This window comes from Caballeronia sp. LZ016 (assembly GCF_031450805.1).
Lineage (GTDB): Bacteria > Pseudomonadota > Gammaproteobacteria > Burkholderiales > Burkholderiaceae > Caballeronia.
In genome coordinates this window covers 1643141-1667328 of record NZ_JARTVY010000001.1, presented here as the reverse complement: position 1 = coordinate 1667328, position 24188 = coordinate 1643141, and the positions used below count along the sequence as shown (strand labels likewise).

General features: G+C 63.2%; 24 protein-coding genes and 1 pseudogene. 4 read left to right on the top strand and 21 right to left on the bottom strand.

Going from position 1 to position 24188, the window contains the following annotated elements; all coding sequences use genetic code 11:
• Window position 1: 1 nt before the first annotated feature.
• From P9220_RS07865 to rpsP, 6 genes are all read right to left on the bottom strand, one after another.
• Window positions 2–940 carry a CobD/CbiB family protein gene (locus tag P9220_RS07865; RefSeq protein ID WP_309764334.1) on the bottom strand — a complete coding sequence of 313 codons (939 nt, stop codon included), beginning with the start codon at window positions 938–940 and terminating at the stop codon, window positions 2–4.
• Between the two features lie 126 nt (window positions 941–1066).
• Window positions 1067–1720 (bottom strand): CoA pyrophosphatase, encoded by a 654-nt coding sequence (locus P9220_RS07860; protein ID WP_309765421.1) that lies wholly within the window; start codon window positions 1718–1720, stop codon window positions 1067–1069.
• A 155-nt stretch (window positions 1721–1875) separates the two neighbouring features.
• Complete coding sequence (gene rplS / locus P9220_RS07855) at window positions 1876–2265, bottom strand: 50S ribosomal protein L19 (protein WP_035959654.1); 390 nt, start codon at window positions 2263–2265, stop codon at window positions 1876–1878.
• Between the two features lie 130 nt (window positions 2266–2395).
• Complete coding sequence (gene trmD / locus P9220_RS07850; RefSeq protein WP_309764333.1) at window positions 2396–3166, bottom strand: tRNA (guanosine(37)-N1)-methyltransferase TrmD; 771 nt, start codon at window positions 3164–3166, stop codon at window positions 2396–2398.
• Window positions 3167–3208: 42 nt separating this feature from the next.
• Complete coding sequence (gene rimM, locus P9220_RS07845; protein ID WP_309764332.1) at window positions 3209–3940, bottom strand: ribosome maturation factor RimM; 732 nt, start codon at window positions 3938–3940, stop codon at window positions 3209–3211.
• A gap of 104 nt (window positions 3941–4044) precedes the next feature.
• Window positions 4045–4299 carry a 30S ribosomal protein S16 gene (gene rpsP, locus P9220_RS07840; RefSeq protein ID WP_035959657.1) on the bottom strand — a complete coding sequence of 85 codons (255 nt, stop codon included), beginning with the start codon at window positions 4297–4299 and terminating at the stop codon, window positions 4045–4047.
• A 245-nt stretch (window positions 4300–4544) separates the two neighbouring features.
• Between rpsP and P9220_RS07835 the strand changes: the two genes are divergently transcribed.
• On the top strand, window positions 4545–5036 hold the full coding sequence (locus P9220_RS07835; protein WP_309764331.1) for an NINE protein: 492 nt from the start codon (window positions 4545–4547) through the stop codon (window positions 5034–5036).
• Window positions 5037–5053: 17 nt separating this feature from the next.
• On the opposite strand, the gene P9220_RS07830 is transcribed toward P9220_RS07835, so the two are convergent.
• A complete protein-coding gene (locus P9220_RS07830; RefSeq protein ID WP_309764330.1) occupies window positions 5054–6178 on the bottom strand; it encodes a PA0069 family radical SAM protein in 1125 nt (374 codons plus the stop codon).
• Window positions 6179–6250: 72 nt separating this feature from the next.
• Window positions 6251–6739 (bottom strand): Lrp/AsnC ligand binding domain-containing protein, encoded by a 489-nt coding sequence (locus tag P9220_RS07825; protein WP_035959661.1) that lies wholly within the window; start codon window positions 6737–6739, stop codon window positions 6251–6253.
• Window positions 6740–6879: 140 nt separating this feature from the next.
• Between P9220_RS07825 and P9220_RS07820 the strand changes: the two genes are divergently transcribed.
• Window positions 6880–8172, top strand: coding sequence for a D-amino acid dehydrogenase (locus P9220_RS07820; protein ID WP_309764329.1), 1293 nt, complete (start codon window positions 6880–6882; stop codon window positions 8170–8172).
• Window positions 8173–8214: 42 nt separating this feature from the next.
• Here the strand turns inward: P9220_RS07820 and P9220_RS07815 are convergent, their stop codons facing one another.
• The 6 genes from P9220_RS07815 to P9220_RS07790 form a co-directional block, all read right to left on the bottom strand.
• Window positions 8215–10005, bottom strand: a complete 1791-nt coding sequence (locus P9220_RS07815) for an acyl-CoA dehydrogenase (protein ID WP_309764328.1) — start codon at window positions 10003–10005, stop codon at window positions 8215–8217.
• A 103-nt stretch (window positions 10006–10108) separates the two neighbouring features.
• Window positions 10109–11044 carry an FAD-binding protein gene (locus P9220_RS07810; RefSeq protein ID WP_309764327.1) on the bottom strand — a complete coding sequence of 312 codons (936 nt, stop codon included), beginning with the start codon at window positions 11042–11044 and terminating at the stop codon, window positions 10109–10111.
• A complete protein-coding gene (locus P9220_RS07805) occupies window positions 11044–11793 on the bottom strand; it encodes an electron transfer flavoprotein subunit beta/FixA family protein (RefSeq protein ID WP_309764326.1) in 750 nt (249 codons plus the stop codon). Before P9220_RS07805 ends, P9220_RS07810 begins: the two co-directional genes overlap by 1 nt.
• 195 nt (window positions 11794–11988) lie before the next feature.
• A complete protein-coding gene (locus P9220_RS07800) occupies window positions 11989–12783 on the bottom strand; it encodes a MetQ/NlpA family ABC transporter substrate-binding protein (protein ID WP_309764325.1) in 795 nt (264 codons plus the stop codon).
• Window positions 12784–12808: 25 nt separating this feature from the next.
• Entirely contained in the window at window positions 12809–13462 is a 654-nt protein-coding gene (locus P9220_RS07795) for a methionine ABC transporter permease (RefSeq protein ID WP_035959668.1), read from the bottom strand.
• Complete coding sequence (locus P9220_RS07790) at window positions 13452–14486, bottom strand: methionine ABC transporter ATP-binding protein (RefSeq protein ID WP_309764324.1); 1035 nt, start codon at window positions 14484–14486, stop codon at window positions 13452–13454. Before P9220_RS07790 ends, P9220_RS07795 begins: the two co-directional genes overlap by 11 nt.
• 174 nt (window positions 14487–14660) lie before the next feature.
• On the opposite strand from P9220_RS07790, the gene P9220_RS07785 reads away from it, so the two are divergent.
• Window positions 14661–15542, top strand: coding sequence for an alpha/beta hydrolase (locus tag P9220_RS07785; protein WP_309764323.1), 882 nt, complete (start codon window positions 14661–14663; stop codon window positions 15540–15542).
• Here P9220_RS07785 and P9220_RS07780 read toward each other — a convergent pair.
• Window positions 15539–16462 (bottom strand): histone deacetylase family protein, encoded by a 924-nt coding sequence (locus tag P9220_RS07780; RefSeq protein ID WP_309764322.1) that lies wholly within the window; start codon window positions 16460–16462, stop codon window positions 15539–15541. The two genes, P9220_RS07785 and P9220_RS07780, sit on opposite strands and share 4 nt — an antisense overlap.
• Before the next feature lie 306 nt (window positions 16463–16768).
• Between P9220_RS07780 and mltB the strand changes: the two genes are divergently transcribed.
• The gene (mltB, locus tag P9220_RS07775; RefSeq protein WP_309764321.1) at window positions 16769–17923 is read left to right on the top strand and encodes a lytic murein transglycosylase B; all 1155 of its coding nucleotides are present in this window, start codon (window positions 16769–16771) and stop codon (window positions 17921–17923) included.
• A gap of 38 nt (window positions 17924–17961) precedes the next feature.
• On the opposite strand, the gene cysM is transcribed toward mltB, so the two are convergent.
• From cysM to lapB, 6 genes and pseudogenes are all read right to left on the bottom strand, one after another.
• Entirely contained in the window at window positions 17962–18864 is a 903-nt protein-coding gene (gene cysM, locus P9220_RS07770) for a cysteine synthase CysM (protein ID WP_309764320.1), read from the bottom strand.
• A 250-nt stretch (window positions 18865–19114) separates the two neighbouring features.
• Window positions 19115–19483, bottom strand: coding sequence for a helix-hairpin-helix domain-containing protein (locus P9220_RS07765; RefSeq protein WP_309764319.1), 369 nt, complete (start codon window positions 19481–19483; stop codon window positions 19115–19117).
• Between the two features lie 73 nt (window positions 19484–19556).
• A complete protein-coding gene (gene rfaD, locus P9220_RS07760) occupies window positions 19557–20549 on the bottom strand; it encodes an ADP-glyceromanno-heptose 6-epimerase (RefSeq protein ID WP_309764318.1) in 993 nt (330 codons plus the stop codon).
• 20 nt (window positions 20550–20569) lie between these two features.
• A complete protein-coding gene (gene rfaE1 / locus P9220_RS07755) occupies window positions 20570–21547 on the bottom strand; it encodes a D-glycero-beta-D-manno-heptose-7-phosphate kinase (RefSeq protein WP_309764317.1) in 978 nt (325 codons plus the stop codon).
• Complete coding sequence (locus P9220_RS07750) at window positions 21513–22916, bottom strand: UDP-glucose/GDP-mannose dehydrogenase family protein (RefSeq protein WP_309764316.1); 1404 nt, start codon at window positions 22914–22916, stop codon at window positions 21513–21515. The genes rfaE1 and P9220_RS07750 overlap by 35 nt, the downstream gene beginning before the upstream one ends.
• Window positions 22917–22987: 71 nt before the next feature.
• Window positions 22988–24164, bottom strand: a pseudogene (gene lapB, locus P9220_RS07745) (lipopolysaccharide assembly protein LapB).
• Window positions 24165–24188: the final 24 nt, after the last annotated feature.

The window sequence follows — 24188 nt, the reverse complement described above, 5'->3', positions numbered from 1 at the left end:
CTCAGGCCAGCCAGACGGCGATGGTCAGCATCAGCAGCAGCAACATCCACAGGATGACCGCACGCCACACCAGGCCGACCGCCGACTGCAGCGTGCGTGGCGTGCAGTCGTCGCCGACGGGCAGCGGGCTTGCATCGCCGACAGCCAGTGCTTCGACGCTCAACGGCTCGGCGAGCGGTCCCGCGAGGCGTGCGCCGAGCGCGCCGCTGCCCGCCGCAAGCAACACGCCCTGATTCGCATCGGGCCACTGGCGCGCATGATTGCGCCACGCGTAGATCGCGTCCTCGAAGTTGCCGACGATCGCGAAGCCCATCGCGGTCAGACGCGTCGGTATCCAGTCGATGAAGAAGAACGCGCGCTGCGCGAACGACGAGAACTCGGCGGTGCGCTCGGGGCTCGGCACCGCCCACGCGCGCGCCAGATACTCGGCGATGCGATAGAACACCGCGCCTGCCGGGCCGATCGGAATCAGAAACCAGAAGAACACGCCGAACACGTGCCGGTGCGACGCGACCACCGCGTGAACCAGCGTATGACGCACGATTTCACTGACGGGCATGTCGATCGTGTCGAGCCCGGTCCACTCGGCGAGCACTTCGCGCGCACGCGGCACGTCGTCGTTATTCAGGGCGAGGTGGATATCGGTGAAATAGTGGCTGAACTGGCGAAAGCCGAGCGTGAAGTAGACGACCACCACGTTCCACAAAAAGGCCAGAACGAAGTTGATGCGATACAGCACGTAATAGACTAGGCCGACTGCCAGCGTCCACGGCAACACGACGACGAGCCACGCGACGATGCCGTGCTTCTGCTTGCCGGCATCGAAGCCATGCGCGGTGGACTCCGCGTGATAGTGAAGCAGCGCCGAAACGGGATTGTGCGGCGTGAGCGCGCGCACTTGCTCGATGATGAGAGCCAGCAATACGGAGAAAAAAGTCATGCGAGGCGTCGAAACAGTCGGTTAATTCGAGTTTCGCGTAACGATAGCACAGCGCCTCCCGCCTTTATCACGACGACCGGGCGCGTGGCGCGCGCGCATCACGCGTGACCGCCGGCGCCGTCGCGCTCACGCGGCGAGGAAGCGATAGAAATTGCGCAACATGCCGGCCGTTGCGCCCCAGATGAAGTAAGGCGCCTTACCTTCGGCCGGCGTGTAGGGCATCGCGAAGAAACGGCGCTCGCCGCCTTCCCATCGAAACACCCGGACTTCGTGATTAGCCGGATTCATGAGCCACGCAAGCGGCACTTCGAAGATATCGGCGACTTCGCGGGTATCCGCCTGCAGCGAAAACGGCGGATACACGAGCGCGACAACCGGCGTCACGCGAAAGCCGGTGCCCGTCAAATAGTCGGGCATCGCGCCGATCACTTCACAATGCTCCCCGCTCAGGCCCACTTCCTCGCGCGCTTCACGCAGCGCGGTCGCCGCGGCGTCCGCGTCTTCCGGCTCGCGCCGCCCGCCGGGAAAGCTGATCTGCCCGGCGTGGTCCGACAGATGATCCGCGCGCTGAGTCAGCAGTACGGTCAGCCCGCCTTCGCGCAGCACGAGCGCCACGAGCACGGAGGCCACGCGCGGGTCGCCGCCGATCGCCTTGATGCGCTGCTCGGGCGGCTCTTGCGTCCAGTCGAGTTCCTTTGCAAAGCGTGCGCGCAATCCCTCGGGCGTCAGGCGCTCAGGCGGAATGGGCGGCATGCTTTCGCCGGTGGAAAGTACCGGCATCAGTTCGGGTTCGAGAATGCGCGGAGTCGATGTCTTGCCTGTGGACACGGTCTCAAGCCTGAATGTCGAAGATACGATTTGAACACATCAAAGAAAAAAGCACCCGCGAGGGGTGCTTTTTCCGGTGCAGCAATTCCAGCGAACTACTGAGCCACTTACTCGGCGGCGGAAGCAGCGCGGTCCTTCGAGACCAGCTTTTCCTTGATTCGAGCCGACTTGCCCGAACGCTCGCGCAGGTAGTAGAGCTTCGCGCGACGAACGTCACCGCGGCGCTTCACGACGATGCTCGCGAGCAGCGGCGAGTAGGTCTGGAACGTACGCTCGACGCCTTCGCCCGACGAAATCTTGCGGACGATGAAATTCGAGTTCAGGCCACGATTGCGCTTTGCGATCACGACGCCTTCGTAAGCCTGAACGCGCTTACGCGTACCTTCGACGACGTTCACGTTGACGATGACCGTGTCGCCCGGACCGAAGTCGGGGATGGTCTTCTCGCCCAGCACGCGTGCGATCTCTTCCTTCTCGAGTTGTTCAATCAGATTCATTACTGACTCCTTGTGCCATCTTGCCGGAGTTGTGTGCCTCGCACTTCTGTCGATGAGGCCCCGGTAGAGGATGGGTTTGCTTCAGGCGCCGTTCTCACGACGCCCCCTTGTCCCGCTCGTTCACGTCGGCCTATTCAGACTTCGACGCGCCCTTTGCGAGTTCTGCGAGCCACGCTTCATCGGCACGGCTCAACATCTTCTGCTTGCGCGCCCGCTCGATCAGATCGGGCCGCTTGAATAAGGTATTGCGTAGTGCTTCGCGCCTGCGCCAGGCGTCGATTTCCTTGTGATGCCCGCCGAGCAGCACATCCGGCACGCGCATGCCTTCGTATTCCTCGGGCCGCGTGTAGTGCGGACAATCGAGCAATACATCGACGAAACTGTCCTGCACCGCCGATTGCGCGTCGTTCAGCACGCCGGGAAGATGGCGCACCACGGCGTCCATCAGCGCCATTGCGGGCAATTCACCGCCCGACAGCACGAAGTCGCCGAGACTGACTTCTTCATCCACCACGCGTTCGATCAAACGCTGGTCGATCGCTTCATACCGGCCGCACAACAGCACGAGGCCGGGTTCCTGCGCGTAACGCATGACGCGGTCGTGGTCCAGCTTCGCGCCTTGCGGGGACATCATCACGACGCGCGTGCCTTCGACGCCCTGCTCACGCTGCGCCGCTTTCGCCGCCGCGATCGCGTCTTCGAGCGGACGCGCCAGCATGACCATGCCGGGACCACCGCCGTAAGGACGATCGTCCACGGTGCGATAGTTGTCCGTGGTGAAATCGCGCGGATTCCACGTGCGCAGGCCGAAGCGCGCCTGCTTCACCGCCCGGCTGGTGATACCCCAGTCGGTGAGTGCGCGAAACATCTCGGGAAAGAGCGTCACGACATCGAACTGCATCGCCCTCTCCGTATTCTGCCGGTGTCCGAAACGAGCACCAAATTAATAGTCGGCGTCCCAGTCGACGATGATGCGCTTCGCCGCCCGATCCACCGTCTTCACATACACGCCGACGAACGGAATGAGCCGCTCGCCCGTGACAGGCTTGCCATCCTTTGTTTCGCTCGGATACTCGATCCGCAGGATGGAATGCGCGCCGTTGTCGATCATGTCGGCGACGTGGCCAAGCGTGACGCCCGCCTCGTTCTCGACCGCCATGCCGATCAGGTCGACCCAGTAAAACTCGTCTTCGTTGTCGAGCTTCGGAAAGTCGCTGCGGGCGATATGGATCGTGTGACCTTTCAGCGCAAGCGCGGCGTCGCGGTCGTCGCAGCCTGAGAGGCGCGCGACGATGGAATCGCTGTGCACCTTCGACTGGATACAGCGCGCAGACTTGCGATCCCGGTTCTTGACGAGCCACCAGCGCTTCGCGGTAAGCAGTGCATCGCCGCCAGAACTGGCCGACGCATGCGGCGTAACCTTGACCCAACCCTTCAGGCCGTAGGCATCCGCGATGAAACCGACTTCCACCGCGTCGTCCGGCAACTGCTCGACGGGCTCGATGCTGCCCGCGTGCTCTTCCGGCTTGACTGCAGCAGAAGCGCCGGCCGCCCCGCGGCGCGCGCCCGGCTTGCGGACAAACGCACCGAACGTGGCGGCGCTTTCTTCCTGCCCCGGCTTCGGTTGACTGATGGCGCCGGACTCGTGGCCGTTTCGGGGATCACGTGCGGGCATCAGCTGACCTTTGGGCAAATTTCGAACGATTCGGCGACTGAGCCGCGCCTCGCGGCGTGCGCAATCGCTTCGACCGATTCAATCGATTCAATCGATCAGACGACTTAAGCAGCCGGCTGAGCTTGTTGCGATTGCTTGACCAGACGCTCGACGGTCGGCGACAGTTGCGCGCCAACGCCTTGCCAGTAGGTCAGGCGGTCTTGCGAGATACGCAGCGATTCGCCCTTCGTGGCGACCGGGTTGTAGAAACCCACGCGCTCGATGAAGCGGCCGTCACGGCGGCTACGCGAATCGGTTGCGACGATGTTGTAGAACGGGCGCTTCTTCGAGCCGCCACGAGCCAGACGGATGATGACCATGCTGAAATCCTTGAAAACCGGGGTTCGGAACTACCAGAACACGCGATTATAGCGGGAATCCAAAGCACGAACAAACACTTAACGCATTTTTCGCGAGCAGCGCGTGCTCAGGATGCATTCCCACCGCTGCGCGATAGCTTGGAAGCGCGGCGAGAGCGCTGTGCTGCCGCTGGCGCCCGCGTCGTAAAATACCGGATTGCGCTGCGGTCGCACAGCGCGCCAACACCTTAACACTGCTTTCGCTGATGACTTCTCCGTCCGTCGCCACGCATTCCGCTCCGAAGCCAGTCCCATCCTACTTTCGCTCGAAGACGCTCACCGCGGCGCTCGCGTTTCTGTTCGGCAGCATTGGTTTGCACCGCTTCTATCTGTATGGAATGCGCGACAGGTACGGCTGGGCCCATATCGTCGGAATTGTGATGGGCGCGTTCGGCTACCTGATGCTTGCGGCGAGCGAACGCACCTCCGTGCTCGGCTGGGCGCTGGCGTTGCCCGGCGCGGTTTCGTTGCTGGCGGCGTTTCTTTCGGCGATCGTGTACGGACTGCGGCCCGACGCCAAATGGGACGCCCAGTTCAACGCGCACACGAACCGCCAGAGCGATTCCGGCTGGACCGTGATCTTCGTCGTGATCTTTTCGTTACTGATCGGCGCCTTTCTGCTGATGACGGGACTCGCGCTCACGTTCCAGACCTACTTCGAAGGTCAGGTCGAAGCCGCCAAGGCGCTGTCGCAGTAAAGCAGTCATCGCGGCGTTCAGAACAGATCGAGCTGGCCCGTGCGCGGCGGCGTACTGGTCAACGCAGGCCGCTTGAAATCCGACATATCCAGAATGCCGCGATTGCGCTGATTCAGCCCGAGCCGCTTCGTCGCCCGATGAAAGCGCTGCTTGAGCATGTCCGCCCATAAGCCTTCGCCCTTCATGCGCGTGGCGAAGTCCGAGTCGTAGTCTTTCCCGCCGCGCATGTCGCGCACGCGGCTCATCACGCGGTCCGCGCGCGCCGGAAAGTGCGCCGTCAGCCAATCCTTGAAAAGCGGTGCGACCTCCCACGGCAAGCGCAGCACGATGTAGCTCGCCGTCGTCGCGCCCGCCTCCGCGCAGGCTTCGAGCACGCGCTCGAGATCCGGCTCGGTGACGAACGGAATGACCGGCGCAATGCTCACACCCACGGGAATCCCGGCGTCCGCAAGCGTGCGGATGGTGCGCAGCCGGCGCGACGGCGTGGCCGCGCGCGGTTCCAGCGTGCGGGCGATGTCGGCATCGAGCGTGGTGACGGTGATCGCGGCCATGAACTGTCCGCGCCCGGCCATCGGCGCGAGCAAGTCGATGTCCCGCTCGATCAGCGATGACTTCGTGATCGCCGCGAAAGGGTGCCCGCAGTCGTGCAGCAATTCGGTCACGCGCCGCGTCAGCCGGAGTTCGCGCTCGACCGGCTGATACGCGTCGGTATTGACGCCCAGCGCGATGGGATCGGGCTGATAGTTCGGCTTTGCGAGCTCGCGTTCCAGCAACTCGCCCGCATTGACCTTCGCATAGATGCGGCTTTCGAAATCGAGCCCCGGCGACATGCCGAGATAGCTGTGCGTCGGCCGCGCGAAGCAATAGATACAGCCGTGCTCGCAACCGCGGTACGGATTCAGCGAGACCGTGAAAGGAATGTCCGGCGAGTTGTTGCGCGTGAGGATGCTCTTCGCGCGCTCCTCGAAGACTTGCGTGCGCAACACGGGCGCGCCTTCCTCTTCCGCCGATTCATGCACCCAGCCGTCATCGACGGACTCGCGTTCGTCCCGCTCATACCGCCCCTGAATGTTCGTGACCGCGCCTCGCCCCTTGAGCGGCGAAGGTGGTGCAACGGGAAATTCGCGGTCCGGCGCTGGCATTGCGGTGATGGCTCGTCGTCGATAATACCTGTATAAATATACAGTATCAACGCATCGCCGCAAGCGGAAATTTCACACATCGACGGGAATCGTCAGCGTTTCCTTGATCTCTTCCATCACGACATAGCTCTTCGATTGCACCGCCCCCGGCAGTTGCAGAAGGATGTCGCCGAGCAGCTTCCGGTAATCGGCCATCTCGCCGATGCGCGCCTTGATCAGATAGTCGAAATCGCCTGAAACCAGATGACATTCGAGCACCTCGGGAATGCGCTGCACCTCGCGGCGAAACTGCTCGAACATGTTGCCGCTCTTGTGATCGAGCGTGATTTCGACGAAAACGAGCAGCGCTGCGCCGAGCTGCGTCGGGTTCACGCGCGCGTAGTAGCCGGTGATGACGCCGTCGCGCTCCATGCGCTTCACCCGTTCGATACACGGCGTGACCGAAAGCCCGACGCGCTCCGCGAGATCCTTCATCGCGATGCGCCCGTCCTGCTGGAGGATGTTCAAGATCTTGTGGTCCAGCTTGTCGAGCGCCCGGACCGGATTTCGCTGCGTTCTCATTGCTTATTTCCTGAAAATCCACCAAATACAATAACTAAAACTGGCTCGATCTTCTTAGTATAGGCGATACACTAGACGGACAACCCGCCGCAGAACATGCGCGCTACGCTGTCCGGACGGATCGAAAAAGCGGAGATCTCATGCGTATCGTTATTCTCGGAAGCGGCGTAGTCGGTGTGACCAGTGCTTACTATCTGGCTCGCGCCGGGCACGAAGTCACGGTCATCGACCGCGAATCCGGCCCTGCTCTCGAAACCAGTTTCGCCAACGCGGGGCAGATTTCACCGGGATACGCATCGCCCTGGGCCGCGCCGGGCGTGCCGCTCAAGGCGGTGAAATGGATGTTCGAAAAGCACGCGCCGCTCGCGATCCGCCTCGACGGCACGATGAACCAGCTGCAGTGGATGTGGCAGATGCTGCGCAACTGCACGCAGGATCGCTACACGGTAAACAAGGGCCGCATGGTGCGCCTCGCCGAATACAGCCGCGATTGCTTGCAGGCGCTGCGCGCCGACACCGGCATCCAGTACGAAGGCCGCACGGGCGGCACGCTGCAGCTGTTCCGCACGCAACAACAACTGGACGGCGCAGCGAAGGACATCGGCGTGCTGAAAGATGCCAACGTGCCGTTCGAACTGTTGTCCTCGGCTGAACTGGCGAAGGCGGAACCGGCGCTGGCCGCGGTATCGCACAAGCTGACGGGCGGCCTGCGGCTGCCGAACGACGAAACCGGCGACTGCCAGATGTTCACCACGCGCCTCGCCGCGATGGCCGAATCGCTCGGCGTCAAGTTCCGCTACAACACGCCGATCGACGGGCTCGCCGTCAGCAACGGCCGCATCGCGGGCGTGAAATGCGGCGATGAACTCGTAACGGGCGATTCCTTCGTCGTCGCGCTCGGCTCGTACTCACCGAAGCTGCTGGGCGATCTGGTCAAGATTCCGGTCTATCCGCTGAAGGGCTATTCGATCACCGCGCCGATCGTCGATGCGAACCGCGCGCCGGTATCGACGGTGCTGGACGAGACGTACAAGATCGCGATCACGCGCTTCAACGACCGCATCCGCGTGGGCGGCATGGCGGAAATCGTCGGCTACGACAAGACGCTGAAGATGGCGCGCCGCGAGACGCTGGAAATGTGCGTGAACGACCTGTTTCCCGGCGGCGGCGATACCACGAGCGCCACGTTCTGGACCGGCCTGCGCCCGATGACGCCGGACGGCACGCCGATCGTCGGACGCACGCCGGTGCCGAACCTGTTCCTGAACACCGGGCACGGCACGCTCGGCTGGACGATGTCGTGCGGCTCCGGCCAGCTGCTCGCCGATCTGATGTCCGGCAAGCAGCCGGCGATCCGCTCGGACGACCTGTCGGTGCATCGTTACCTGGGCGATGTCGGCGTGAATACGCGTCCGGCTTACGCCAAAGTCTGACCACTCAACGGCGCCTCTCGAAAGAAAGGCGCCGTTGTCGTTTCAGAACTGATCTTCGTTCAGCGCGAGCACGCCTTCGCTACCGTTCGCGCTGATGATGGCGGCTTCGAGCCCCGGTGCAAGCGACAGAACGTGCTCCGCGTAGAACTGCGCCGTCGCGATCTTCGCCGTGTGGAACGACTCGTCGTCTGCGCGCCTCGCGTGAGAAACCAGCATCGCGCGCGCCATCTGCCAGCCGCACAAGACAATCCCCGCCAGCCGCAGATACGGCACGCTGCCGAGAAACACCGCGTTCGGGTCGCTCTTGAACTTCGCGACGATGAATTCGACCGACCGCCCGAGTGACAATGCGCCCGCGCTCAGATGCCGATGCATCGACCTGAACGGCTGGCCCTCCACTTCCGCGAGCGCGGCGATGGTCTGGTCGATGTGCGCAAGCAGCAGTTGCGCCGCCGCGCCGCCATCGCGCACGGTCTTGCGGCCGATCAGATCGTTCGCTTGGATCGCGGTCGTGCCTTCGTAGATCGGCAGGATGCGCGCATCGCGGTAGTACTGCGCCGCGCCTGTCTCCTCGATAAAGCCCATGCCGCCGTGAACCTGCACGCCGATGCTCGCGACATCGACGGAAACCTCGGTGCTAAAGCCTTTGACGATCGGCACGAGAAATTCGTACACCGCCTGGTGCTTCTTGCGCTGCGCTTCGTCCGGATGCGCGTGCGCGACATCGCTGTGCGCGGCGGCGACATACGCGAGCGCGCGCGTGCCCTCGGTGTAGGCGCGCATCGTCGCGAGCATGCGGCGCACGTCGGGGTGATGGATGATCGTCACCGCTTCCTTCGCGCTGCCATCGACGGGACGGCTCTGCACGCGTTCTTTCGCGTACGCGACCGCCTGCTGGTACGCCCGCTCCGATACGCCGACGCCCTGCATCCCGACTGCGAAGCGCGCCGCGTTCATCATGATGAACATGTACTCGAGCCCGCGATTCTCCTCGCCGATCAGATAACCGGTCGCGCCGCCGTGATCGCCGAACTGCAAGACCGCCGTCGGGCTCGCCTTGATGCCGAGCTTGTGCTCGATCGACACGCAATGAACGTCGTTGCGCGCGCCGAGCGTTTCGTCGTCATTCACCATGAATTTGGGCACGATGAAAAGGGAGATGCCCTTCACGCCTTCGGGCGCATCCGGCGTGCGCGCGAGCACGAGATGCACGATGTTCTCCGCCATGTCGTGCTCGCCGTAGGTGATGAATATCTTCGTGCCGAAGAGCTTGTACGTGCCGTCGCCCTGCGGTTCGGCGCGCGTACGCACCAGGGCGAGATCCGAGCCCGCCTGCGGCTCGGTAAGATTCATCGTGCCGGTCCAGACGCCTGCAATGAACTTCGGCAGATAGCGCGCCTTCTGTTCGTCGGTGCCGGCCGTCAGCAGCGCTTCGATGGCGCCATCGGTCAGCAACGGGCATAGCGCGAACGAGAGATTCGCCGAGTTCAGCATTTCCATGCACGCCGTTGCGATCAGCTTCGGCAGATTCTGTCCGCCGAACTCCGACGGATGCACGACGCCTTGCCAGCCGCCTTCCCCGAACTGGCGAAACGCGTCCCTGAAGCCCGGCGTCGTCCGCACTTCGCCGTTCGACCATGCGCTCGGGTCGCGGTCGCCCGCGACGTTCAGCGGGGCGATCACTTCGCCGCAGAATCGCGCGGCTTCTTCGAGAACGGCCTGCGCGGTGTCGAAGTTGCCGTCTTCGAAGCCGGGCAACGCGGCGATGCTGTCCAGGTCCGCCAACTCCTTCATCACGAACAGCATGTCCTTGACGGGGGCGCGATAGCTCATTGTCGTGTCTCCTCCTGTGATGCTTCTCTCGTCCAGCGGATACAAAAAAGGGCGCAACGGTCGTCGCGCCCTTTCGCTCATCGGCAGCGATGGCCGCCGCGCTTTAGCCGAGTTCCTTGACCAGCTCCGGCACGACCGAGAACAGATCTCCGACGAGACCGTAATCGGCCACGCTAAAGATGGGCGCTTCGGCGTCCTTGTTGATCGCGACGATCACCTTCGAATCTTTCATGCCGGCCAGGTGCTGGATCGCGCCCGAAATGCCGACCGCCACGTACAACTGCGGCGCGACGATCTTGCCCGTCTGACCCACTTGATAATCGTTCGGCACATAGCCCGCATCGACAGCTGCACGCGATGCGCCCAGCGCCGCGCCGAGCTTGTCCGCGAGCGGCTCGAGCACGTGCGTGTAGTTCTCGCCGCTGCCGAGACCCCGGCCGCCCGACACGATGGTCTGCGCGCTCGTCAGCTCCGGGCGATCCAGCTTCGTGATTTCGCGGCTCACGAACTGCGAGACGCCCGCATCGGCCGCGGCTTCGATCTTTTCGACCGACGCATTGCCGCCTTCCGCCGCGACCGCGTCGAAGCCCGTGCCGCGTACGGTGATGACCTTGATAGGATCGGTCGACTGCACCGTCGCGATTGCGTTGCCCGCGTAGATCGGGCGCTCGAAGGTATCGGCGCTGACGACAGCGGTGATGTCGCTGATCTGTGCGACATCCAGATGCGCTGCGATGCGCGGAGCGATGTTCTTGCCGTAGGCCGTAGCCGGGGCGACGATGTGCGAGTAATCCTTCGCGATGTTGAGCACCGTGCCTTCGACGTTCTCGGCCAGGCCCTCTGCCAGTTGAGGCGCATCGGCGAGCAGCACCTTCGACACGCCCGCGATCTTCGCCGCTGCGTCCGCCGCGCCTTGCGCGTTCGAACCCGCGACGAGCACATGCACGTCGCCGCCAATCTTGGCCGCTGCCGCGACCGTGTTCAACGTCGCCGATTTGATCGACGTGTTGTCGTGTTCCGCAATTACGAGAGTCGTCATCAGATCACCTTCGCTTCATTCTTCAGCTTCTGAACCAGCGTATTGACGTCGGGCACCATGACGCCCGCGCTGCGCTTCGGCGGCTCCACGACCTTCAGCGTCTTGAGACGCGGCGTGACATCCACGCCCAGATCGGCGGGCTTCACCGTCGTCAGCGGCTTCTTCTTCGCCTTCATGATGTTCGGCAGCGTCACATAACGCGGCTCGTTCAGACGCAGGTCCGTCGTGACGACGGCCGGCAGCTTCAGCGACAGCGTTTCCGCGCCGCCATCGACTTCACGCGCAACCGTGGCCTTGCCGTCGGCGATCGTCACCTTCGATGCGAACGTCGCTTGCGGCAGGCCCGCGAGTGCAGCGAGCATCTGGCCGGTCTGATTCGAATCGTCGTCGATGGCCTGCTTGCCCAGAATGACGAGTTCAGGCTTTTCCTGATCGACCAATGCCTTCAGAATCTTCGCCACCGCGAGCGGCTGCAGGTCTTCGGTGGATTCGACGAGAATGGCGCGATCCGCGCCGATGGCAAGCGCCGTGCGCAGCGTTTCCTGCGACTGCGTCACGCCGCACGACACGGCGATCACTTCCGTCGCCACGCCTGCTTCCTTCAGACGGACCGCCTCTTCCACGGCGATTTCATCGAACGGATTCATCGACATCTTCACGTTGGCGATTTCGACGCCCGTGTTGTCCGACCTCACGCGCACCTTGACGTTGTAGTCGACCACGCGCTTGACTGGCACCAGAATTTTCATGCACACGCTCCAAAGTTACGATTACGTCAACCCAAGCTCATTATACGAGCGACACGATCGCGATTTCCCCCTCCAGTCGGGCGGGCCGGGTCAGCGTGCATCAGATTGGATGTAGGTTTCCGAGCTTTGTGCCCGATTTTATAGAACGGTCGTTCGATTAACATCCCAGAAAACCCGAACGACCGTCGCGAAGACTTACCAGGCAGCGATCACCGCGCCTGCATACTTGCCTTCGATGAACTGTTTCACTTCGGGCGAGTGATACGCCGCGACGAGCTTGCCGACCCACGGCCTGTCCTTGTCGGCCGCGCGAATTGCGATGATGTTCGCGTACGGACCGTGCGGATCTTCGATGGCGATTGCATCGGACTTCGGCTTCAGGCCCGCTTCCATTGCGAAGTTGGTGTTGATCGCGGCGGCATCGACGTCGGCGAGCGAGCGCGGAATCTGCGCGGCGTCCAGTTCGACGATCTTCAGCTTCTTCGGGTTGTCGACGATATCCAGCGGCGTCGCCTTCAGCCCCGCGTCGGCGCGCAGCTTGAGCAGCCCCTGCTTCTGCAGCAGCAGCAACGCGCGGCCGCCGTTGGTCGGATCGTTCGGCACCGCGATGCGCGCGCCGTTCGGCAACTGGCCGAGCGACTTGAGCTTCTTCGAATAAATGCCCATCGGGAACGTGACCGTATCGGCCACCTTGATGAGCTTGTAGCCTCGATCGCGCACCTGCGCATCCAGATACGGCTGATGCTGATAGCTGTTCGCGTCGAGATCGCCGGCGGCGAGCGCGGCGTTCGGCTGCACGTAGTCGGAGAACTCGATAACCGTGATCTTCAGCCCGTTCTTCGCGGCGACCTGCTTCACCACTTCCATCACCTGCGCGTGCGGGCCGCCCGTCACGCCGACCTTGATCGCGTTGTCATCGGCATGCGCTGCGCCGAACAGCGACGCCGCACCCAGGGCGGCTACGAACTTCAGAATGAATCGACGTTGCATCTGCTGACCTTTCTTTTCGATGGAGTTATTTATGGCTCAGACGGCGCACGAGCCAGTCGCCGAACGACTGCACGAGCTGCACGAACACGATGAGGATCACGACGACCGTGAGCATCACTTCAGGCAGGAAGCGTTGATAGCCGTAGCGGATGCCGAGATCGCCGAGACCGCCGCCGCCAATCGCGCCCGCCATCGCCGAATAGCCGACGAGCGACACGAACGTGATCGTCAGCCCCGCGACGACGCCCGGCAGCGATTCCGGCAGCAGCACCTTGAACACGATCTGGCTCGTGGTCGCGCCCATCGCCTGGGCGGCTTCGATCAGGCCGCGATCCACTTCGCGCAGCGCCGTTTCGACGAGGCGCGCGATGAACGGCGCCGAAGCGATGGTAAGCGGCACGACCGCCGCCGCCGTGCCGATCGACGAACCGACAACGAGCCGCGTGAACGGAATCACCGCGACGAGCAGGATGATGAACGGCGTGGAGCGCACCGCATTCACGACGCCGCCGAGTACGCGATTCACGCCGATGTTCTGCAGCACGCCGTCGCGGTCGGTCAGGTAGAGCAGCACGCCGAGCGGCAGGCCGAGCGCCGCGCCGATGAGTCCCGAGATGCCGACCATGACCAGCGTCTCCCAGAACGACTGCACGAACATGTCGAACATTTCACTCAACATGGGAAAGCTCCTCCACCACGACGCCTTGTGCGCGCAAAAAGGCGATCGCTTCCGCGACCTTCACCGGCTGTCCGCCCGCGAGCACCGCGAGCGAGCCGAACGCCTGGCCTTGAATCTCGTCGATCTGGCCATGCAGGATGTTGAAATCGAGTTCGTAGCGGCGAATCGTCTCCGAGAGAATCGGCTGATCGACGCCGGAACCCGTGAAAGCGAGTCTCAGCAAATGCCCGCTGCCGGTCGAAAGACGCTCGGCAACGCGCGCCTTCAGGGCCGGCGGCAACTCGTGCGCGATGACATCGCCGATCAGCGCGCGCGTGACCTCATGACGCGGCTGCATGAAGACATCGACCACCTTGCCTTCTTCGACGACGCGCCCCGCATCGAGCACGGCCACGCGATCGCAGACCTGCTTGATGACTTCCATCTGGTGCGTGATCAGCACGATGGTCAGGCCCAGCTCGCGATTGATCTTGCGCAGCAGGTCGAGAATCGCGCGCGTCGTTTCCGGATCGAGCGCCGACGTGGCTTCGTCGGAGAGCAGCACGCTCGGCTTGCTCGCGAGCGCCCGCGCAATGCCCACGCGCTGCTTCTGGCCGCCGCTGATCTGCGCGGGATATTTGTCCTTGTGCTGCGTGAGGCCGACGAGTTCGAGCAGCGGCAGAACCGTCTCTTCGATTTCCGCGCGCTTCATGCCGGCGAGTTCGAGCGGCAGCGCGACGTTGCCGAACACCGTGCGCGACGACAGCAAATTGAAGTGCTGAAAGATCATGCCGATGTCGCGGCGCGCGGCGCGCAGGTCGTCCTTGCCGAGCGTGGTGAGATCGCGCCCGTCGACCACGACGCTGCCTTCGCTTGGCCGGGTCAGCAGGTTGATGGTGCGCACCAGCGTGCTCTTGCCCGCCCCGCTGCGCCCGATGATGCCGAAGATTTCGCTGGCGGGTATCGTCAGATTGACGTTATGCAGCGCTTCGACCCAGCCCCGGGGTCCCGCAAAGCGCTGCGAGAGGTTACGTATTTCGATCATGCGCCGGTCATGAAAAGGCAAACGGCGGAGGGCTTCGCCGGGTGAACGCACCCGCGCAGCCGGCCGCCGCTGGTTTTCTGCTGTTTTATGAGAGAAGCGATTTTACAGGACGGGCATCATTCTGTTTAATAATGAATTCCGATCGACTAATTACTGCTGGATATTTGACCGCTCATGGCAAGAAACGTCTATTCGACGAGCACCATTACGACGCGGCAAGGCGTCGATCTGTTTTTGCACCGCTGGCAACCGGCGCCGCCGAAGGAGCCGCAGGCGCGCATCGCGTTGCTGCACGGGTTGGGCGAACATGCGGGGCGTTATGACGCGCTCGCGCAGACGTTGAATGCGGCGGGCATCGAAGTGATCGCGCTCGACTTGCGCGGTCATGGCAAGTCGTCGGGTGAGCGCGCGTTCGTCCGCGTCTTCAACGACTATCTGAGCGATGCCGCCGTGCTGCTGGAAGCATGCGCCGCCACGCCGCCCGCCGATACGCCGCTCTTCCTGATGGGCCACAGCATGGGCGGCGCCATCGCGGCTTTATACGCAGCAGAACGCGCACAGGATGGGAAGCTCGCGGGCATGATCCTGTCGAGCCCCGCGCTGCGGCCGGGCAAGGAAATGCCGCGCTGGAAAGCGAAGCTGGGACGGATCATCGGCACGGTGTTGCCGCGCCGGCGCGCGTTCGAAATCGACCCGGCGTTGTTATCGCGTGCGCCGGGCGTCGTGGAGGCGTATCGGCGCGATCCGCTCGTGCATCACGGACCCATCGCCGCGCGCACCGCCGCGCAGATTCTTGCTGCGATGGAACGCATCGCGGCGAAACGCGCGGACATCGGATTGCCCTATCTGATCTTTCACGGCGCCGCCGACGCCATCTGCGATCCCTCAGGCAGCCGCGAGTTCGAAGCCAGCGCCGGTTCGACCGACGCCACCCTCGCGATCTACGAAGGCAGCTATCACGAGACGCTCAACGATCTTGAACGCGACCGCGTGATCCGCGCGCTGATCGACTGGACGCTGGTGCGCGCCGACTATGCGCGCAGCCGCTCCGCTTAAATCTCGGCGAGCGCCCGCAAGTGCGCGACGACGCTGCGCCCGAGCGCCGACAGGTTGTAGCCGCCTTCGAGACAACTCACGATGCGCCCTTGCGCGTGCCGCTTCGCCACGGCGCGAATCTGCTCGGTGATCCACGCGTAGTCGTCTTCGACGAGGCCCATGTTGCCGAGATCGTCCTCGCGATGGGCGTCGAAGCCGGCGGAGACGAACAGCATCTGCGGCTTGAATTCGTTCAGCCGCGGCAACCACACCAGATCGACGACTTCGCGCACGGCCATGCCCTTCGTACGCGCGGGCAACGGCACGTTCACCATGTTCGATGCGTGATTGTCCGCGCCGCTGAACGGATAGAACGGATGCTGGAAGAAGCTGCACATCAGCACGCGCGAATCGCCGGTGAAGGCGGCCTCCGTGCCGTTGCCGTGATGCACGTCGAAATCGATGACCGCGACGCGCTGCAGGCCATGCACTTCGAGCGCATGACGCGCGGCGATGGCGACGTTGTTGAAAAGGCAGAAGCCCATCGCCCGCGCGGGCTCCGCGTGATGCCCGGGAGGACGCACGCTGCAGAACGCGTTGTCGTAACGCCCTTCGATGACGGCGTCGGTTGCCGCGATGGCCGCGCCCGCGGCACGCAACGCCGCGCGATAGGACGCCGGACACATCGACGTATCCGGATCCAGTTCGCTTCGTCCCTGCTCGGGCGTGCGGCTCTTGATGTAATCGATGTGCGCCTGCGTATGCACGCGCGCGAGGTCGGTTTCCTCGGCGAGCGGCGCTTCCTCGCGCTCGATCAGGGAATCGATCCGGCTCGCGATGAGCTGGTCTTCGATCGCCTGCAGCCGCGCCGGGCACTCGGGATGCCACTGGCCGTTGTCATGCTGCAGGCAGTCGGGATGGGTATAGAAGCCGGTGGCCATGATGTCTCGCAGTGCCGTTGTCGTCGGCTCTCGTCTCGTGTTTTTTCGTCATACGCGATTCCCGCGCCGCGTATTTGGCGTTAAGTTACCACACCGTTCCGAACGGCCGCCTCCGGGGCGGGCATCGGCCTTGCGCGCGTGGGGCGTCGGTTATACTGCCCCGACGCCTCGACTGGCAAGCATCGTCGATGGTTCGTCGCAGGACGTTGCGTTCGGTTGAGAATCCTTCTATTAAGAACGGCGACGCGTCGCATAAAGCGCGCTCGAACATCCGGCATCGCCCCATATCGCCTCATCACGCACACTATGACTTTTCAGTTTGCCCCGCTCGACTCCACCTTCAGGCCGCTGACGCGCACGTTCATCGCATCCCTCTTTTGCGCGATCGGCGTGATGTCCGGCAACAGTGCCGTCGCGCAGTCGCAGCAGCCGCAAAGCGCCGCGCAAGGGCAAGTGTTCGAAGAAGAGATCGTGCCGCAGCGTTATGCGAACAACGCGAATGTCGATGCCTTCATCAACGACATGGTCGCGCGTTACGACTTCGATGCCGCGAAGCTGCACGACCTGTTCAATCACGTCAGCTATTCCGCGACGGCCGTGAAGCTCGTGCTGCCGTCGCCCACGCCCTCGACGAAGAACTGGCGCGTGTACCAGTCGCGCTTCATCGAGCCCATTCGCATCGACGCGGGCGTGAAATTCTGGCGCGCGAATCAGGCGACGCTGCAGCGCGCGTCCGCGCAGTTCGGCGTGCCGCCCGAGGTGATCGTCGGGATCATCGGCGTGGAAACCATCTATGGGCGATACATGGGCAACTTCCGCGCGCTCGATGCCCTCACCACGCTCACATTCGATTATCCGAACACGCCGAACCGGCTCGAGCGTCAGGCGACGTTCCGCAAGAATCTCGAAGACCTGCTCGTGTGGACCCGCGATTCGCAGATCGATCCGACCACCGTGCTCGGCTCGTACACCGGCGCAATCGGCATTCCGCAGTTTCTGCCGAGCAGCATCGTGCAATACGCGGTCGATTTCGACGGCAACAGCCGCATCGATCTGCGCACGAGCCAGGCCGATGCGATCGGCAGTGTCGCGAATTATCTGAAGCAGAACGGCTGGGAACCGGGCCGCCCGGTGGTCTGGCGCATTGCGGGCGACGAAGGCAGTCAGGGCATCGCGCAGGCCGCCGCCGACGGGCAGGCGGAGCCTCACTGGTCGCTCGCGCAGTTGACCAAGGCCGGCATGCTGATGGCCGAGCCGGGGTTGAATGTCGCGGCAGAAGCGGCGACGCCGCTGACGGTCGTCGATCTGCCGACGCCCGGCCGCGCAACCGAGTACACGCTCGGCCTCAAGAACTTTTATGTGCTCACGCGCTATAACCGCAGCTTCTTCTATGCGCTCGCGGTGTATCAGCTCGGCGAGGCGGTCAAGGCGCGCATGGCGGCGACGAGCGCCGGCCAGTAAGCGCAGATGCGACGCGCGGTTCGTCCGCGCGTCATCGGTCAGGCCGGGAAAACGCCCGTCGACAAATAACGATCACCACGGTCGCACACGACGAACACGATGGTCGAGTTCTCGACCTGACGCGCCACGCGCAGCGCTACTTCGCACGCGCCGCCCGACGAGATGCCGGCGAAGATGCCTTCGACCGATGCGAGCCGGCGTGCCATCGCTTCCGACGCGGCCTGGCTCACGCTTTCGGTGCGGTCCACGCGCGCGCGATCGAAGATCTTCGGCATGTACGCTTCCGGCCACTTGCGGATGCCCGGAATGCGCGATCCTTCCTCCGGCTGCGCCCCGACAATCTCGATTTTCTCGTTCTTCTCTTTCAGATACTTCGACACGCCCATGATCGTGCCCGTCGTGCCCATCGACGAGACGAAATGCGTGATGCGGCCTTCGGTCTGCTGCCAGAGTTCGGGACCGGTGGTCTCGTAGTGCGCGAGCGGATTATCGGGATTCGCGAACTGGTCGAGAATGATGCCCTTGCCGTCGCGCTGCATCTGGTCGGCGAGATCGCGGGCGTATTCCATGCCGCCCGTCACCGGCGTCAGAATGATCTGCGCGCCGTACGCGCCCATGCTTTGACGGCGTTCGATCGACAGATCTTCCGGCATGATCAGCACCATCTTGTAGCCGCGCAAGGCGGCGGCCATCGCGAGCGCGATGCCCGTGTTGCCGCTCGTCGCTTCGATCAGCGTATCGCCCGGCCTGATGCGGCCGCGCTCTTCAGCTTTCCTGATCATCGACAAGGCTGGCCGGTCTTTCACCGACCCCGCCGGGTTGTTGCCCTCGAGCTTGCCCAGCACGACGTTGTTGCGGCTGCGGATTTCATCGTCCACGACGCGGACGAGTTGCACGAGCGGCGTGTTGCCGATCGTGTCTTCGATAGTCATGTAAGCCATAAACGGACCGGATGTCGAATCCCGCGGCGAACGCAGGGACCGCGTCCGGGGATTGTGATGTGGGAATGAATCGATTGTAGCCCACCGCTCTTTCAGATGCGTCGCGCCCCTCATAGGCCAATGGCTTCCTCGCGCACAGGCAAAAACCCGCGGCGAGGCAGACCGCGGGGAGCCCAAAACATCCGAAGGCTGAAGGAGCGTGATCAATGGAGCGCACCGGCGGCGAGGCTCCGCCGGGACGCCGCGCTGCTTACTTCTTCACGACGACAGGCTTCGAACCCGCCGACGACGCCACCGGCGTCGCGCTGACGTGATTGGCGCCGCCCGCGCTTGCGGCAGCGGTCTTCGGCGCGTTGCCGATGCTCAGGCCCTCCGCCTCCAGACGCTGCACCGTCTTGCCGCCCATGCCCTTCACGCGCGCGCTGAGGTCGGCCGCGTCCTTGAACGGGCCGTGCGCCTGCCGTTCATCGAGAATCGCTTTCGCCTTCGCCGGGCCGATGCCCTTGATGCCGCGCAGCGCATCGGTGTTGGCGGTGTTGACATCGACCGCCGCGAACGCCGAACCGATGGAAAGCGTCAGCGCGAACGCGACGATGGTAGAAAGTGCTTGCTTGAACATACTGGTCTCCAGAAGAACCGGCCGGCGAACAGTGCCGACCGCGAGACCCAGTGTAGAGAGACTGCGAACGCGTTTATAGCTGGCCGAATAGCCAACGCACGTAGCGATCGACGCCTTCCTGAACGGTCAGGAACGGCGCGTCGTAGCCGGCTTCGCGCAGGCGCGTCTGGTCGGCTTGCGTGAAGCATTGGTACTTGCCGCGCAGCGCGTCGGGGAACGGGATGTACTCGATAAGCCCGCGCTGCACGAGTTCGGCGAGCGACAGCGGCGCTTCGCCGTTCATCGCTCGCAGCGAATTCACGACCGTCGATGCGATGTCGTTGAACGGCTGCGCGCGCCCTGTGCCGAGATTAAAAATGCCCGACTTCTCCGGATGATCGAGGAAGTGCAGATTGACCTTCACCACGTCTTCGACGGACACGAAATCGCGGGTCTGCTCGCCCGCCGCATAGCCGTTGTACTCGCCGAAGAGTTTCACCTTGCCTTCGGAGCGGAACTGATTGAAGTTGTGGAACGCGACCGACGCCATGCGGCCTTTGTGCGTCTCACGCGGGCCGTACACGTTGAAGTACCGGAAGCCGACGATCTGACTGCCCGCCTTTGGCAAGACCTGGCGCACGATCTGATCGAACAGGAACTTCGAATAGCCGTAGACGTTGAGCGGCTTCTCGACTTCGCGATCTTCGACGAAGCGGCTCGAACCGCCATACGTCGCCGCCGACGACGCATACAGAAACTGCGCGCCCTGCTCGAGACAGATGTCCATCACGTCCCGGCTATAGCGGAAGTTGTTGTCCATCATGTAGCGGCCGTCGGTTTCCATCGTGTCCGAACAGGCGCCTTCATGAAACACCGCACGCACCCGGCCGAAATCGCCACGGCGAAAGCGCTCGACGAACTCGGTTTTATCGAGGTAATCGTCGATTTCGCAGTCGACCAGATTCTTGAATTTATCCGCGCGCGTGAGATTGTCCACCGCGATCACGCGGTTCTCGCCGCGCTCGTTGAGCGCCTTGACGATATTGCTGCCGATGAAGCCGGCCGCCCCGGTAACGATGAAGGTCATGGCGAAGTAGTCAGGTTGGGTCAGGCGAAGAGTTCGTTGTATTCGACGGTCGCCGTGCCGAGCTTGCCCACGACGATGCCCGCGGCGCGATTCGCATAGACGATGGAATCGACGAGGGGCACGCCCGCGCCGAGCATCGTTGCAACGGTTGCAATGACGGTGTCGCCCGCGCCCGATACATCATACACTTCGCGCGCTTCGGCCGAATTGTGCAACGTTTCGTTCGCGGTGAAGAGCGTCATGCCCTCTTCCGAACGCGTGAGCAACAGCGCACTCAGGTCCAGATCGGCGCGCAGCTTCGTCACCCGCTCGTGCAGGTCGTCTTCCGACTTCCACTGGCCGATCACCTCGCGCAACTCCGCGCGATTCGGCGTAATGAGCGTCGCGCCGCGATAGCGTTCCCAGTCGTCGCCCTTAGGATCGACGAGCACGGGTTTGCCGGCGGCCCGCGCGTCGCTGATCATCTGCGTGACGTGTGTGAGGCCGCCCTTGGCGTAATCGGACATCAGAATGACGTCGTGCTGCGGCAGCAGTTCCGTGAAGCGTTCCAGGCATGCACGCAGCACTTCGTGATTCGGCGTGTTCTCGAAATCGACGCGCAGCAGTTGCTGCTGGCGCGACAACACGCGTAGCTTGATGGTCGTGAGCAGTTCGGCATCGCGGGCGAGATGCCCCGTCACCCGGCTTTCACCGAGCAATTCGACGATGCGCTCGCCCGGTTCGTCATGCCCGACGACGCAAAGCAGGCCCGCCTGCGCGCCGAGCGCCGCCGCGTTGCGCGCGACGTTCGCCGCGCCGCCCAGGCGGTCTTCCTTCTTCTGCACATGCACGACCGGCACGGGCGCTTCCGGCGAGATGCGGTTCACATCGCCGAACCAGTACCGGTCGAGCATGACATCGCCGACCACCAGCACGCGCGCCGCAGAAATGCGGGCGCGCGGCACTACAGGGATATTCGCCGGATTACTGCCGGCTTCCATTGCCGTCGAGTTCGACATGGGGACGTCCTATTGCAAAATAATCGATGCCTAATTCAGCCATCGTTTCCGGTTCATACAGATTGCGGCCATCGAAGATCACCGGCATCTTCAGCTCGCTCTTCAAGTGCCCGAAGTCGGGGCTCTTGAATTCCTTCCATTCCGTCACGATGACGAGCGCGTCCGCGCCCGTCAACGCTTCCTGCTGCGTATTCACGAAGTGCAGCCGGTCCATGTCGCTCTTGCGATCGGCGAGATCGAGTGCGAACACGCGCTGCGCTTCCTGCATCGCTACCGGATCATACGCGCGCACGGTCGCGCCGCGTTCGAGCAGCGACGCAATCAGGCGACGGCTCGACGCCTCGCGCATGTCGTCGGTATTCGGCTTGAACGCGAGTCCCCACACGGCGAACGTGCGGCCGCGCAGATCTTCGCCCATGCGCCGGACGATCTTGTTGACGAGCACTTCCTTCTGCGCGTCGTTGACTGCCTCCACCGCTTCGAGAATCTGCAGCCGATGCCCGTTTTCCCGCGCGGTCTGCACGAGCGCCTGCACGTCCTTCGGGAAGCACGAGCCGCCATAACCGCAGCCCGCATACAGGAAGTGATAACCGATGCGCGGGTCCGAGCCAATGCCGCGCCGCACCGATTCGATATCGGCGTCGACGGCATCCGCGAGATTCGAGAGGTCGTTCATGAACGAAATGCGCGTCGCGAGCATCGCGTTGGCTGCGTATTTCGTGAACTCGGCGGAGCGCACGTCCATATAAAGCGTGCGTTCGTGATTGCGGTTGAACGGCGCGTAGAGGCGCTTCATCATTTCGCGCGCGCGGTTTCCCGCCTGGTCGTCGTCGATGCCGATCACGATGCGGTCCGGACGCATGAAATCGTCCACCGCCGCACCTTCTTTCAGGAACTCCGGGTTCGACACGACCGAGAAGCCGTGCTTGTCCGCGCCTTCGAGCCCGCGCGACTTCAGCTCTTCGTCGATGACGCGCTTGACTTGCAGCGCCGTGCCGACCGGCACCGTCGATTTATCGACGATCACCTTGAAGCCGTTCGAGTAGCGACCGATGTTGCGCGCCGCCGCCAGCACGTACTGCAGGTCCGCCGAGCCGTCTTCGTCGGGCGGCGTGCCGACCGCGATGAACTGGATGTCGCCGTGCTCGACGCTTGCCTTCACATCGGTGGAGAACTGGATGCGCCCTGCCGCGCGGCAGCGCTTGAGCATTTCCTGCAGGCCGGGCTCGTGAATCGGCACGCCGCCACTGTTCAGGATATCGATCTTGCGCGGATCGACATCGACGCAAAATACGTCATTGCCAATTTCAGCGAGACATGCGCCGGTCACCAGACCGACATAACCCGTACCCACGATGGTAACTTTCATAGCTCTCCGTTGGTTTCAATGGTGCCGGCCGTCACGGGCGTTCCAGATGAACACGCCCGCCATGCTGCAACTCAGGCCGAGCTCGTGATGGGTTCGACGCGTCGCGGCGCGTAAGTTTCCCAGCCGCTGCATCCGGGGCATTGCCAATAAAAAAGACGGGCGCGGAATCCACATGTTTGACACGTGTACCGCGGCAGATTCTTGGTGCGCTGTTTGACGAGCGTGCGCATGAGTTCCAGTTCGCCGCGGCGCGGCTCCTCGGCGGTCGCTTCCTGCGCTTCGAGCAGCCGCGTCATGCCGGCAAGATTCGGCGCGCTTTGCATCTGCCTGCGTGCGAGTGCGTGTGCCGCTTCCAGGCCGCGCAGTTCCTGGACATGCTTATAGGCGACATCGAGCAGATCGTTCGACGGATAGCGGCTCGCGTAATCGGTCAGCAGCTCGACGCCTTCGTCCTTGCGCCCGAGCGCGGCGTACGCCTTCATCAGCTTTTCGGCGACGAGCGGCAGATACGCCTCGTTCTGCGCTTCGACGCGCTTCCATCCGGCAATCGCGGCTTCGATATTGCCGGCGGCGGCTTCGACATCGCCCGCGAGGATGGTCGCGCGCACGTTGTCCGGATTCGATGCCAGCGCGAGTTTCAGCTCGGCGCGGGCATCGTCGAGATTCTTGCGCTGCAACGCTTCCTGCGCGAGCTCGCAGTGAAAATGCGCGATCTCCATATGCAGCGACGGCGCGCCCATCTTCTCGATGCGTTCCGCCGTCGCGATCGACTTCGGCCAGTCTTTCTCGATCTCGTAAATGGTCAGCAGCGCGCGCTGTGCGCCGAGCGAGTATTCGCCCGCATCCAGCGAGCGGAACGTTTCCTCGGCGCGATCGAGCAGACCCGCTTTCAGAAAAATCTTGACCCAGTTCATACAGCGCGTGGTCGCGCTCGGCGACGGGAAGATCGGCGCGGCTCAACAGATTCTGATGCACGCGGATTGCGCGGTCCGTTTCCCCGCGCCGGCGAAACAGATTGCCGAGCGCGAAGTGCAATTCGATGGTTTCGGGGTCCAGCTTCGCGACTTCCACAAACGCGTCGATCGCCTTGTCGTGCTGCTCGTTGAGCAGGAAGTTCAGGCCGCGGAAATAGGAGCGCGGCAGATTCGCATTCTCCGACAGCAGCGTTTTCAGGTCGTAGCGCGACGCCATCCATCCGAGCGCGAAGGCCACGGGAATGACGAGCAGCCACCAGAAGTCTAGATCCATGCGAATGTGTGGTTGAGTCGGTTA